Here is a 12,093-nt window from a genome sequence, read left to right as displayed (position 1 = left end):
TAACGACTATCGCCAGTTCTACTAGACGTTCGGAGTGCAACATGAGTCAAGTGTTACAAAATCTGTTGGATTTGCTCAGCCTTGAAGAAATTGAGCAAGGGATATATCGAGGTCAAAGCCAAGATCTTGGTTTTCCTCAAGTGTTTGGAGGTCAGGTGATGGGGCAGGCGTTGTCCGCAGCAAAATATACCTTACCAGAAGGGCGCTTTGTTAACTCGCTACACTCTTACTTTTTGCGTCCTGGTGATGCGAGCAAGCCCATTGTCTACGATGTCGAAAACATTCGTGATGGTCGCAGTTTTAGCACTCGTAGGATCAGTGCCATTCAATATGGTAAGCCGATATTTTACATGACAGCCTCTTTCCAAGGGGATGAACCGGGCGTTTCTCATCAATCTTTGATGCCGGATGTGCCAGAGCCTGAAACATTGAAGTCATCACTCCACTTTTATCAAGAACATGCGGACCTCATTCCAGAATCACTTCGAGCGAAATTTACGCAAGAAATGCCGCTGGATATGCGCCCTGTAAACTTTCAAAATCCATTCAAACCTAAAAAACAGGACCCGGTGAGAAATGTTTGGTTTAAAGCCAATGGTGACATGCCAGACGACAGAAGGATCCACAACTATTTGCTGGCTTATGCCTCTGATTTTGAATTTCTACCAACTGCACTACAACCACATGGTTTGTCGTTTATGCAGCCGAATATGCAAGTCGCGACAATAGACCATGCGATGTGGTTCCATCGTCCGTTTAGAATGGATGAATGGATTTTATATAGCGTTGATAGTCCGAGCGCGTCTAATGGCCGAGGCCTAGTGCGTGGTCAATTTTTCAACCGCCAAGGTGAGTTAGTTGCGTCGACTATTCAAGAAGGCGTGATGCGTCAACGCTAATTTGTTGGAAAGTGTATGGTGCTTTTTAATGGTAATCTTGCTTTGTGCAGCACTAAGAAAATTACAAACCTATAAATTCATAACAGCTTGTTGATAAAAGGGTTATAGTTTTTTTGATAGCCGTTCCTAAAGTGGTCTGCACGACTTTTTCTAGTGCTGTACTCGGTTTGATTTTGCACTATCTTTAAAATTCTATCTAGATGTAGCGTGATTGCATCCTTCCCAAACAAAAATTAACACTAAAGTCAGCTAAATTTATCTACATTGTTATTAACAAAACGAATCGCTGCGTCACAGACAGACGCATATGACTTTAGGAGAATGATAATGAATAAACCGCTCGCCACAGTAATTGCATTGACGTTTGTCGGATTAACCGCGGGTTGTGCAACGGAAGCATCAAGAACGGTAGAAGCACCTAAAGTGGCTTCATATAATCAGACATACAATGGACCAAAAAGTCAGTTAGCGGTTGGTAAATTGCAAAACCGTTCAGCTTTTCACAATGGTGTGTTTAGTTCAGGACCGGATCGCTTGGGTTCTCAGGCTAAAACTATTCTGACTACCCATTTACAACAGAGTAATCGCTTTATTGTTTTAGATAGAGAAAACATGACAGAGATTGCCCAAGAAGCTGGATTTGCGGGCGCAAAACAAAGTATTAAAGGCGCTAACTTTGTGATCACGGGAGATGTTTCCGAGTTTGGTAGAAAAGAAGTAGGTGATAAACAGTTATTCGGCATTTTAGGTAAAGGAAAATCGCAAATTGCTTACGCTAAGGTAAATCTCAATATCGTTGATGTAACTAGTTCAGAAGTTGTCTATTCAGTGCAAGGTGCTGGAGAATACAGCTTATCTAATCGCGAAGTGGTTGGTTTTGGTGGCACTGCAGGGTATGACTCAACGCTAAACGGCAAGGTACTTGATTTAGCCATTCGTGAGGCCGTTAATAACTTGGTCAGCGGCATCGATAAAGGCGATTGGAAGCCTTTATAGATAATCCCCACAGCTAATCTAAACCTCAGGTAAATTATGAAGCAAACGATATTTGTGGCGACTTTACTATTGATATTGTCTGGTTGTCAGAGTACGACACCACAATATTATTACGGTTCTTACGAACGTAACCTCTATGAGTTCTTTCGAGGTGATGGGCAGTCGCTTGAGGAGCAGATCAGTCAGTTAGAGTCAAGCATAGCGCGCGCAGAAGTAAGGCAGATCAGTCCAGCACCAGGTATGTATGCGCATCTCGGTTACTTATATTTGATGCAAGGGGATAATGGCAAAGGGTTTGCGTATTTTGAACAGGAAAAACAACAGTATCCTGAGTCTCGACAATATATCGACTTTTTACTAAAAAATGCGCAGGGAGAATAAGATGAAATGGGTTAAAGCGAGCTTGGTGCTTTTGACTTTTGCCTTATTGAATGGCTGTGCGACGGCACCTAAACAGGATTACAGCGCTTTTATTCAAAGTGATCCTAAGTCGATACTGGTGCTACCGCCTATCAATAATTCCATTGAAGTTGTTGCGCCTTTTGGGGTAATGGCGACAGTAGTGAAGCCACTTGCCGACTCTGGCTATTATGTTTTTCCAGTATCTTTGGTCAATGAGACTTTTAAAAATAATGGCTTAACTGTGGCTCATGATGTTCACAATGTTGCGATAGACAAGCTCTATGAAATCTTTGCTGCCGACGCTGCTTTATACATAGAGATTCAAGATTATGGTACGTCATACGTTGTATTAGATAGTGACACTACCGTAGCGCTATCGGCAAGGTTGGTTGATTTAAAAACTGGCCAAGTAATTTGGCGTGGTAAGTCAAAAGCGTCAAGCAGTGAAGACAGAGATGACCGTGATAGCAGTTTGGCTGGCGCATTGATTGGCGCGGTACTAAACCAGGTGATTGAAAGCACTTCAGATAAAGGATTTGAAGTTTCACAGAAAGCATCACAGAGATTATTATCAGCGGACTCAAGCAATGGTTTGCTTTATGGCGTGCGCTCACCTAAGTATGGGCAAATTGAAAAATAAGCCATATTTTGACTGCGCTTTCTTATCGGCTGATTGCTGCTATATTCATTAGACTTTGATTGATAGGTGATCCCCCATGGCAATAATTAGTGAATGTAGACTCGGTTACTTTTGTTGGATTGAATTGTGTTCAAGCGACTGGCAGTCAGCAAAGCCTTTCTATAGCCAACTATTTGATTGGCAAATTTTTGACCAACCCATTGGTGAAGATTGTTATTACACCATGTTGCAAAAAGAAGTCGATGATGTCGCAGCGATGTATCAGATGACCGCTGAGCAACAACAAGGAGGCATGCCTAGTCACTGGCTTGCTTATGTGGCGGTAGACAATGTCGATGAATGTCTAAACAAAGCCAACGAACTCGGTGCTGAAGTGTTGGCGGGCCCTCATGATGTCCCTGGGGCAGGACGGATGGTGATGTTAAAGGAACCTGGTGGAGCAGTTTTTGCCCTTTGGCAAGAGGGAGGCCATATAGGGACACAACGTCATCTCGAAGCGGATACCCCTTATTGGTTTGAATTAGTGAGTAAAAACAGCGCCAAAAGTCGTGACTTTTATTCTGCATTATTTGGTTGGCAAATCGAAGTCAAAGACATGGGAAATATGGACTACACTTTGTTCAAAGTAAATGAGCAACCCGTCGCTGGCATGTTAGAAATGACGGCTGAGTGGGGTGAAGACATTCCTCCGCACTGGATGATTTACATTGCAGTATTGGACTGCGATAGTAAAGCTGAATATGCCCAAAAACTTGGCGGAGAAATTTGTGTACCGCCGACAGATATACCAGAAGTTGGTCGCTTTAGCGTGATAACCGATCCTCAAGGGGCGGTATTCTCTATCATAGAATCTGCCATGGATGATATATCAACTTAATGCATTTCTAATTCAATCACTTTGCCATGGCAGGTGGTAAAGTGGTCAGAGAGTCGGTTTAGAATAGTATCGCGCTCGCCACTGCTATTAAGCTGCTTGATAGATGCTGTTAATTTCGGCAGTAGGTCTTGGTGTTTACGATTGATATAGTGATAAATAGGATAACTCGCATCTCGTAGCCTACGCACATAAACCGCGGTGAGTCCTGACTGACATAGCGCACCAAGCGCAAATAAGTCATCAGCTAAAATTTGTTCTACATGACCTTTTTCAAGTGCTTGAAACGCAGAAACGTCGTTAGAGACCGCATTACAGGTCAACTTTTTACGCTGACAAACTTGCTCCGTTATTAAACTGCCTTGTATTACCACATAGTCTTGCCGTGTTGATAAGGTACAATGCTCCTTCTTGAGACAAAACACCGCCATTTGCACGGTTGCAAGTGGTTCGGGAATTTGCAGTAAGTTAGGATAGGCATTTGCAATAGCGCTAGTGCGTCCAGCTTCTGCATCGTAAAACCCTTGATCTACATATTTTAATCCGCGCTCACTGGGTAACACGACAAGTGTGGGCGTGATATCCAAAGGTGCGTATACCTTTTGCATGAGTTGTGCGATTTGCTGTTGGCCAAGCTGATAAGCGACCAACTCACTGACATTGATTTGGTAGGCAAAAGTTGCCTTGTGGATGAAGAAAAGTAAGAGGGTGCCAAGTGCGAGTTTCACAACATATCCTTACAGTTGTTAGAGTTATAACTGTAGCAAAGTTGTCAAAAAGTGAAAAAGTACATCATAAAAATGAATTCAGTCGAGATTGACCTTGAGTTTAGTAAACTCATACCAATTGGAATAGTTTCAGCATAAAAATCGTGAGGAGAAGGATATGACACTACATGTTTTGGTGACCGGTGCTAATCGTGGGATCGGGTTAGAGTTTTGTAAACAATACTTATCTCTAGGCTGCAAAGTAACTGCGGTTGTTCGCAAAGCTTCGGCAGACCTAGAATCTCTAGGCGTGGATATCATTGAAGATATAGATGTTGCGACAGAAAATGGTGCGAAAAAGTTATTGGCGGCATTGGGCTCGGAGAAGATTGACATTCTTATTAATAACGCTGGGGTATTTCATAACGAAACACTAGCGGAAATGGATTTTGAAAATATCGACCACCAATTTAACGTCAATGCGCTAGGGCCAATTCGAGTCACTCATGCACTGCTAGATAACCTCAAAGCAGGTAGTAAAGTTGCCATGATCACAAGTCGTATGGGTTCGATTGCAGATAATGGTTCTGGTGGTTACATTGGCTATAGAATGTCGAAAGCTGCACTGAACGCGGCGAGCGTGAGTATGGCTCACGAGCTGAAAAGCCAAGATATCGCAGTTGGACTATTCCATCCTGGCTTTGTGCAAACGCAGATGGTGGGGTTTGCAGGTGATATTGGTCCAGATGTTGCGGCGGAACGTTTAATTAAGAGAATTGAACACCTAACTATCGAAAACAGTGGTGGTTTTTGGCACTCCAACGGCGACACGCTCCCTTGGTAATCAAGCAGGGCGCATCGTCGCCCCCTTTTCAGCCATCAGCTATCTAACTGTGCTAATATGAAAGCAAATACTCAGATGGTAACCTTTGATGGAATTACAACAAGATACCCCATTATCACTGCCGCTTTTTTTGTTAGACGATAACATCGAGAGTCGTGATATCGACTCTCCAGATGCTGAAGTATCAGTGATGTTGAGTGAGAACCTCCTTGCTCATTTGTGCCAAAACCCAAAAGAAGATGAGAATATTAGTTTGCACATTGATGACTATGCGCTCAACAACATTAGTACGACAGTGACTGAGTTGATAGGTGCGGAACATCAGTTGCAATTGCTCATTAATCGCGGGCCTATTCTCAGTGCTGTGCTGAGTACCAGTAGCGATGCATTATTTGTCTCGCCTCCAGTAGAAATGATGCCGACTTTTGATCTTGGGCTGGATGACGACGAGGGCGAGTAAATGTCTAAACGTGCACTGTTTTGTGCGGTGGTTGTCGCCGTGCTTTCTGGCTGTGTGGCTTTGGGTGTGTCTAAATATGATGATATGTTTGGACCAGAGCAACCCCAAGCACGAATCGAAGAATATCACCAAGGCGGTGCACGTTACTTACAAAGCGTGAAGCCCATTTTGGAGTCGCGTTGTGTGGTTTGCCATGGTTGTTATGACGCACCTTGTCAGCTTAAACTGTCATCTCCAGAAGGAATAGATAGGGGATTGTCAAAGGAATTAGTGTATGACGGCACGCGGTTGTTAGCACAAACACCAACCCGGCTGTTATTCGACGCCCAAACCACGACACAGTGGCGCGAGCGTGGTTTTACCCCAGTGCTGAATGAGCGCAATCAATCTGAATACAGCAACCTAGCTGGAAGTGTGCTTTATAATAGCTTGCTGTTAAAAATGTCTCATCGTTTTCCTGAACAAGGCATCTTGGGTAAAGAGTTTGATTTCTCTTTAGATCGAACGCAGTCTTGCCCAACCATGGATGAATTTTCTACCCTTGCGAAACAACAGCCTCATGCGGGGATGCCCTACGGCTTACCAGCGCTCACGCATGATGAATTCAAAACCTTGGAAGCATGGCTGCAAAGTGGCAGTAAAATGAGCCAGATTGCAAAGCCAAGTGTTGCAGCACAAAAAGAAGTGAAAAAGTGGGAACAATTTCTTAATCAGGACTCCAATAAACACCGCCTTGCCGCGCGTTATATTTTTGAGCATTGGTATTTAGCCCATATCCACTTCCCTCACTTGGATGACCCCGCGTTTTTTCAATTGGTACGCTCAAGCACGCCTCCGGGCCAGCCAATCGCACTGGTGAGTTCAGTGCGTCCGTTTGACGATCCTGAGATCGATAGGGTGTATTATCGATTGATGCAAGTGCGCAGTACCATTTTGTCAAAAACTCACATGCCACTGGCATTGAACGACGCCAAGCTATCTCGGTTACATCAGCAATTTTATGCAGCGGATTATCACGTGGATGAACTGCCAGGTTATGAGCCAGAGCTTGCAGCAAACCCATTTAAGGTATTCAAAGATATTCCGGTTAATTCTCGTTATCAATTTATGCTGGATGAGGCCGAGTTAATTGTAAAAGGCTTTATCAAAGGTCCTGTATGTCGAGGCCAAATAGCGCTTAATGTCATTAACGATCATTTCTGGGTGGCGTTTGTTGACCCTGAAAAAAATAGCAATGAAGCGGTGAACCAGCTGCTGCTTAAACATGATGAAGATTTGGTGCTACCTGCGGCTGAGCAAAGTAATGCGTTACCGCTTTCCAGTTGGGCTAAATACGCCACTAAGCAGCAGGATTACTTACGTGCCAAAACAGAGCTTGCAGATAAGATGTTTGCCGATGGGCAGCGTCTCAATATGGACTTGATTTGGCGTGGTGAGGGGGAAAACCCGAATGCAGCATTAACTATCTTCCGTCATTTTGATAGCGCAACGGTGGTTAAAGGTTTTATTGGCCAGCCTCCCAAAACAGCTTGGGTATTAGACTATGCTTTGTTCGAGCGCATTCACTACTTGCTGGTGGCGGGTTTTGACGTGTATGGCAACATTGGTCATCAGTTGATCACACGCTTATATATGGACTTTTTGAGGCTTGAAGGTGAGCAAAACTTTTTAAATCTGTTGCCACTTAGCCATCGTCAGGAAATTAAACGCCATTGGTATCGTAAGTCACACTTGAGCTTAAGTGAGTTTATCAATCGCAAATCACTAATCGGTGCGCCAACGGGGATAAAATACGAAACGGACGATCCAAAGCAAGAGCTGTATAACAAGCTACATGCTGTGCTGAAGCCCGTTCTAAATAGGGATTATGACTATCAAGCCGTCGGCAAGCCACTGCAGGCACTCAATAGCATGTCCGTTAGGGCGATTAATTTGCTTCCTCAGGTCTCGTTTATTATTACTAAGCAAAGTGACGGTTCACATCAAGCGTTCTCGCTATTACACCATAATGCCCACTACAACATCTCCAGTTTGTTAAATGAAGAAGGGCAAAGAGCGTATACCGAAGACACAGCGACGATTGTGCCAGGCTTTATCGGAGATTACCCAGAGGCAATTTGGTATTTAGAAAGCGAGGCAGCACAAGAGGACTTCGTCTCATCATTTAGCCACATGAATAGTGAGTCTGATTACCGAGCGCTACGAGCGCAATATGGGATCCGCAGGACTCACCCAGAGTTTTGGCGTTACAGTGATTTAATCCACGATATTGCCAAGCGAACACGTGGCGTTGAATATGGCTTATTTGACTATAACCGGTTAGAAAATCGCTAAAATGGAGTCTTCGGACTCCATTTTTTTATGTGCTTTTCCTATAGTTGACTAGCTGCTTTGACCGCGGCTAGTAGCACGCTTTCATCCAATCTCACTTTGTAATTTGGGTTTGCGTATTGAAATTGGATCAAGCCCTTCTTATCGACTACAAATACCGCCGGCACCGGCAAGGCAACTTTATCGTTACCCTCAAAATCAACAAAATTTACGCCCAACTTGTTGCGATAAGCAAGGGCTGTTTTATCATCTAGAAAATAGGCGAGACCTAACGCTTGGCTCATACGCATTTCGTTATCAGACAACAGTTGGTAGTGAGGGGACTCAATTGTACTTTTTGCCAGCGCCTCAGGTGAGTCTGGTGCGATAGCAATAATTTGTGCTCCCATTTTAACAAGCTGTGGTTCAATTTCTTGGATCCCCGCGAGCTGTCTTGAGCAGTATGGACACCAGCCACCACGATAAACCACCAGTACGGTGATATTTTCTTTATAGCGTGTCGGGAGGTCGACAGTTTTACCTGACTTATCTTTGAGTTGTAATGCAGGGGCATCAATGCCTGGAAGGAGTGGGCTTACTTGTTCAGGTGCTGCGGCGATATTAGTGATTTCAGCTGCGCTGACAAAGGCTGAGCAAACCAAAGCGAGCGATAAAATAAAATGACGCATAAAAAGTTCCTAGGGTTTCAAGTTGATATCGACTCAGAAGACCTAAGCTATGGCGAAAATCTTTCACTTCGGTATGATATCGCTCGTAATTGATTTCCATGAAGAGAGAGCACAATGTCTGCAAACATCACTAAGCTTGTGGTTATGCTAGAAATGCAACATGCCATGAATACCAAAGTACACCAACAGTGGTTTGAACAAGGGTTTGAATGGTACCGCGCAATTTGGGTTGAGTGTGCAGAAATGCTAGATCACTACGGCTGGAAATGGTGGAAAAAGCAAACGCCAGATACTGAGCAAGTGATTTTAGAGCTAGTGGATATTTTTCATTTTGGCTTGTCTTTACGTATCGATGGCGAAACATCATTTGAGCAACTAGCGACTCAATTAGAGGCTGAATTGGCAAAGCCAACTACCGCAGAAGACTTCAAGGAAACCCTTGAATTACTTGCAAGTGCGGCTGTGACCAAACGTGAGTTTGATGCCCATGCGTTTGCGGGGTGTATGCAGCAAATCGGGATGTCTATTGATGACCTATACCGTGGATATGTCGGTAAAAACACGCTTAACTTCTTCCGCCAAGATCATGGCTATAAAGATGGCTCTTACATCAAGGTATGGAATGGCCAAGAAGATAACGAACACTTAGTCGAAGTGGTGAAAAGTCTAGATACAGCGCACCCAGACTTTAAAACACACGTGTACGACGGCTTAAAAGCTCGCTACCCAGCTTAATCTATAATAGGTAGCAAGGTACGGTAATCGGAGACTGAGAGATATTCAGTGATCTCTCGCTCTGGTTGCCGACTATCAGGATTAGCAACGGCAAGCAAATGGCCAATACCAAATTCTTTCGCAGCATTTAACACGCTAATGCTATCGTCCACAAATAAAGTGCGGGACTTATCAAAGCCCAAATCACGTTCTACTTGTTGCCACAACGTCTGACTTTCTTTACTTACGCCATATTCATGGGTTGAAACCAATTTGTCGAGATACTTATCGAATTGGGTACGCTCAATTTTCAAACTTAGACTGTTTGGGTGAGCGTTGGTCAACAAGATAAGCTGTTTTCCACTCTCTCTTAAGGCATCTAAAAACGCTGGTACATCCTCACGAATGGAGATCAAGTGTTGTACTTCACGTTTAAGCTCCATAATAGGGAGCTGTAGTTGCTCCTGCCAATAATCTAGGCAATACCATTCTATCTGGCCCATTACTGCGTCATAACGCGCGAGGATGTCGGCCCTTGCAGCCTCAAGGGTTAAGCCTTGACGTTTTGCGTGTGCCTTAGGCACAACGTCGAGAAAAAAGTGATTATCAAAATGGAGGTCGAGTAATGTGCCATCCATATCTAACAAAACGGTATCGATATTTGACCAATTTAGCATAGGCATTTAACTTCAAAGGCTTTATGATTAGGTTATTCGCCATGATAGCAAATAATGATCTATGTCACATAAAAAGCATCCCACACCACCAGAAATTTTAGCTTGCGACGTCGTGGCTAAAAGCAAATTATTCACGGTAGAAGCACTTTCGTTATCTTTTTCGAATGGCGAGCAACGAGAATACGAAAGAGTGCGTGGCGGTGGCCGTGGCGCAGTAATGATCGTGCCCATAACTGCTGATAATGAGCTATTATTAGTGAGAGAATACTGTGCAGGAACACATGACTATCAACTCGGCTTTCCCAAAGGGCTAATTGACCCTGGCGAAACCCCGGTGGAAGCGGGTAACCGAGAGCTAAAAGAAGAAGTGGGTTTTGGTGCAAATGCTTTCTCTGAACTCAAAGTAGTGTCTCTGGCACCGAGTTACTTTAATGCTAAAATGCATATTTTGGTCGCTAGTGAACTTTACTCAGAACAGCTTGAAGGTGATGAACCAGAGCCACTGGTAGTAGTGAAGTGGCCGCTAGATAAATTATATGATCTGTTACATCAAGAGGACTTTACCGAAGCAAGAAGTGTCGCGGCACTACTGTTATTAAAAGCACATTTGAATCTGGAGGCGTAAATTGCAGTCCTATTTAGAGCCTTGCATCGCACTGGCACAACGTGCCGGTGAAGCCATTATGGCAATTTATCAAGCCGATGATATTGGTAAAAAAGAAAAGTCTGACCACACTCCTGTCACCGCCGCAGATTTGGCATCTAATGAGATCTTAATGGCGGGTCTTGCTGAAATAGCACCTGACATTCCGGTAATGTCTGAAGAAACACCAATTCCACCATTGAGTGAGCGACAAGATTGGCAGCGCTACTGGTTACTCGATCCTATGGATGGCACTGGGGAATTTATTCTTGAAAGCGGTGACTTTGCCGTCAATATTGCGTTAATCGAAAATAATCATCCTGTGTTAGGCGTCATTTACTGGCCATCTCAAGGGCTGACATATTACGCGAGCAAAGATGAAGGTGCGTTTAAACGTAGTGACTCAGGCGAAAGTAAACGTATTTTCGTCTCGCCACGAGAAACGCTGACATTGGCAGTAAGTCGCAGACAAAAGCTTGAAGCGGTTAGTCAGTACTTAAATAGTCAGTTCGACACTGTGGCACTTGGGTCATGTTCATTAAAAGCCTGCATTATCGCAGAAGGTAAGGCGGATTGTTTTTTACGAGTAGGGCCAACGGGAGAGTGGGATACTGGCGCGTCACAAATCATCGTCGAAGAAGCCGGAGGTTGTATTACCGATGCTGAGTTTAACCCGCTGACCTACAATCGACGAGAAACTACCGAAAACCCAGACTTTATTGTTATGGGGCATCCCGATTGGCAATGGCAAAAGTTGATCAGTCCACATCATCGAACGATAGAATAAATAACGGTTTAAGTTGAAGGTTGTGGGATTTTTGCGCACTTGAATTGTTTTAAGCATTAAATCCCTTGCAATAAAATTTTAATCCATTATTATAGCGGCCTCTTGAAAGGGAAGTCCTTTTTAAGAGTTTACAGGCGCGGGATGGAGCAGAACGATAAATCATTCGTCGGACTCGCTAAACCTGGAAAGAGTCGAAGGTCGTCGGTCCCCGACGAAGCATAGATTCACAAAAATATACAGGCGCGGGATGGAGCAGCCTGGTAGCTCGTCGGGCTCATAACCCGAAGGTCGTCGGTTCAAATCCGGCTCCCGCAACCAACATCTGTTGGATGTATAAAGTCTCAAGTACAAGACTAAAAATTAAGTACAAATACAGGCGTGGGATGGAGCAGAATGATAAATCATTCGTCGGACTCGCTAAACCTGGAAAGAATCGAAGGTCGTCGGTCCC

14 protein-coding genes and 1 tRNA gene are annotated in these 12,093 nt (G+C 44.0%); 12 read left to right on the top strand and 3 right to left on the bottom strand.

Annotated elements, in window-relative coordinates; genetic code table 11:
- Positions 1-41 precede the first annotated feature (41 nt).
- The 5 genes from tesB (at position 42) to CKO50_RS13595 (ending at position 3,814) form a co-directional block, all read left to right on the top strand.
- Entirely contained in the window at positions 42-899 is an 858-nt protein-coding gene (gene tesB / locus CKO50_RS13615; RefSeq protein ID WP_095728597.1) for an acyl-CoA thioesterase II, read from the top strand.
- 327 nt (positions 900-1,226) lie between these two features.
- Positions 1,227-1,895, top strand: a complete 669-nt coding sequence (locus tag CKO50_RS13610) for a CsgG/HfaB family protein (protein ID WP_095728596.1) — start codon at positions 1,227-1,229, stop codon at positions 1,893-1,895.
- A gap of 36 nt (positions 1,896-1,931) precedes the next feature.
- Positions 1,932-2,276, top strand: a complete 345-nt coding sequence (locus CKO50_RS13605; RefSeq protein ID WP_095728595.1) for a DUF4810 domain-containing protein — start codon at positions 1,932-1,934, stop codon at positions 2,274-2,276.
- Between the two features lies 1 nt (position 2,277).
- A complete protein-coding gene (locus tag CKO50_RS13600; RefSeq protein WP_095728594.1) occupies positions 2,278-2,937 on the top strand; it encodes a DUF799 domain-containing protein in 660 nt (219 codons plus the stop codon).
- A 76-nt stretch (positions 2,938-3,013) separates the two neighbouring features.
- On the top strand, positions 3,014-3,814 hold the full coding sequence (locus tag CKO50_RS13595) for a VOC family protein (RefSeq protein ID WP_095728593.1): 801 nt from the start codon (positions 3,014-3,016) through the stop codon (positions 3,812-3,814).
- Here CKO50_RS13595 and CKO50_RS13590 read toward each other — a convergent pair.
- A complete protein-coding gene (locus CKO50_RS13590) occupies positions 3,811-4,539 on the bottom strand; it encodes a transporter substrate-binding domain-containing protein (protein WP_095728592.1) in 729 nt (242 codons plus the stop codon). The two genes, CKO50_RS13595 and CKO50_RS13590, sit on opposite strands and share 4 nt — an antisense overlap.
- A gap of 157 nt (positions 4,540-4,696) precedes the next feature.
- Between CKO50_RS13590 and CKO50_RS13585 the strand changes: the two genes are divergently transcribed.
- The 3 genes from CKO50_RS13585 (at position 4,697) to CKO50_RS13575 (ending at position 8,156) form a co-directional block, all read left to right on the top strand.
- Positions 4,697-5,362 (top strand): SDR family oxidoreductase, encoded by a 666-nt coding sequence (locus tag CKO50_RS13585; RefSeq protein WP_095728591.1) that lies wholly within the window; start codon positions 4,697-4,699, stop codon positions 5,360-5,362.
- Positions 5,363-5,450: 88 nt separating this feature from the next.
- Positions 5,451-5,822 (top strand): hypothetical protein, encoded by a 372-nt coding sequence (locus CKO50_RS13580; protein ID WP_095728590.1) that lies wholly within the window; start codon positions 5,451-5,453, stop codon positions 5,820-5,822.
- The gene (locus tag CKO50_RS13575; RefSeq protein WP_095728589.1) at positions 5,823-8,156 is read left to right on the top strand and encodes a fatty acid cis/trans isomerase; all 2,334 of its coding nucleotides are present in this window, start codon (positions 5,823-5,825) and stop codon (positions 8,154-8,156) included.
- A gap of 38 nt (positions 8,157-8,194) precedes the next feature.
- Here CKO50_RS13575 and CKO50_RS13570 read toward each other — a convergent pair whose 3' ends face one another.
- Positions 8,195-8,821, bottom strand: a complete 627-nt coding sequence (locus tag CKO50_RS13570) for a peroxiredoxin-like family protein (RefSeq protein WP_095728588.1) — start codon at positions 8,819-8,821, stop codon at positions 8,195-8,197.
- A gap of 114 nt (positions 8,822-8,935) precedes the next feature.
- On the opposite strand from CKO50_RS13570, the gene CKO50_RS13565 reads away from it, so the two are divergent.
- The gene (locus CKO50_RS13565; protein ID WP_017219351.1) at positions 8,936-9,556 is read left to right on the top strand and encodes a dUTP diphosphatase; all 621 of its coding nucleotides are present in this window, start codon (positions 8,936-8,938) and stop codon (positions 9,554-9,556) included.
- Here CKO50_RS13565 and yrfG read toward each other — a convergent pair.
- Positions 9,553-10,212: a GMP/IMP nucleotidase gene (yrfG, locus tag CKO50_RS13560; RefSeq protein WP_176474667.1), complete on the bottom strand. Its 660-nt coding sequence runs from the start codon at positions 10,210-10,212 to the stop codon at positions 9,553-9,555. The genes CKO50_RS13565 and yrfG overlap by 4 nt on opposite strands.
- A 61-nt stretch (positions 10,213-10,273) precedes the next feature.
- On the opposite strand from yrfG, the gene nudE reads away from it, so the two are divergent.
- The 3 genes from nudE (at position 10,274) to CKO50_RS13545 (ending at position 11,960) form a co-directional block, all read left to right on the top strand.
- Entirely contained in the window at positions 10,274-10,837 is a 564-nt protein-coding gene (gene nudE, locus CKO50_RS13555; RefSeq protein WP_095728586.1) for an ADP compounds hydrolase NudE, read from the top strand.
- Between the two features lies 1 nt (position 10,838).
- A complete protein-coding gene (gene cysQ / locus CKO50_RS13550) occupies positions 10,839-11,642 on the top strand; it encodes a 3'(2'),5'-bisphosphate nucleotidase CysQ (protein ID WP_095728585.1) in 804 nt (267 codons plus the stop codon).
- 241 nt (positions 11,643-11,883) lie between these two features.
- Positions 11,884-11,960, top strand: a tRNA-Met gene (locus tag CKO50_RS13545).
- The last annotated feature ends 133 nt before the right edge of the window (positions 11,961-12,093 follow it).

The organism is Pseudoalteromonas sp. HM-SA03 (assembly GCF_002289345.1).
Taxonomy (GTDB): Bacteria; Pseudomonadota; Gammaproteobacteria; order Enterobacterales; family Alteromonadaceae; genus Pseudoalteromonas.
The sequence above is the reverse complement of the archived record's forward strand: the minus strand, read 5'-3'. Positions and strand labels throughout refer to the sequence as shown.

Excerpts from the sequence above, each read along its gene's own strand:
- CKO50_RS13600 (WP_095728594.1), top strand. The coding sequence starts at position 2,278 with ATGAAATGGGTTAAAGCGAGCTTGGTGCTTTTGACTTTTGCCTTATTG.
- nudE (WP_095728586.1), top strand. The coding sequence starts at position 10,274 with ATGTCACATAAAAAGCATCCCACACCACCAGAAATTTTAGCTTGCGAC.
- CKO50_RS13570 (WP_095728588.1), bottom strand. The coding sequence starts at position 8,821 with ATGCGTCATTTTATTTTATCGCTCGCTTTGGTTTGCTCAGCCTTTGTC.
- tesB (WP_095728597.1), top strand. The coding sequence starts at position 42 with ATGAGTCAAGTGTTACAAAATCTGTTGGATTTGCTCAGCCTTGAAGAA.
- CKO50_RS13580 (WP_095728590.1), top strand. The coding sequence starts at position 5,451 with ATGGAATTACAACAAGATACCCCATTATCACTGCCGCTTTTTTTGTTA.
- CKO50_RS13585 (WP_095728591.1), top strand. The coding sequence starts at position 4,697 with ATGACACTACATGTTTTGGTGACCGGTGCTAATCGTGGGATCGGGTTA.
- CKO50_RS13565 (WP_017219351.1), top strand. The coding sequence starts at position 8,936 with ATGTCTGCAAACATCACTAAGCTTGTGGTTATGCTAGAAATGCAACAT.
- CKO50_RS13610 (WP_095728596.1), top strand. The coding sequence starts at position 1,227 with ATGAATAAACCGCTCGCCACAGTAATTGCATTGACGTTTGTCGGATTA.
- yrfG (WP_176474667.1), bottom strand. The coding sequence starts at position 10,212 with ATGCTAAATTGGTCAAATATCGATACCGTTTTGTTAGATATGGATGGC.
- CKO50_RS13575 (WP_095728589.1), top strand. The coding sequence starts at position 5,823 with ATGTCTAAACGTGCACTGTTTTGTGCGGTGGTTGTCGCCGTGCTTTCT.
- CKO50_RS13595 (WP_095728593.1), top strand. The coding sequence starts at position 3,014 with ATGGCAATAATTAGTGAATGTAGACTCGGTTACTTTTGTTGGATTGAA.
- CKO50_RS13605 (WP_095728595.1), top strand. The coding sequence starts at position 1,932 with ATGAAGCAAACGATATTTGTGGCGACTTTACTATTGATATTGTCTGGT.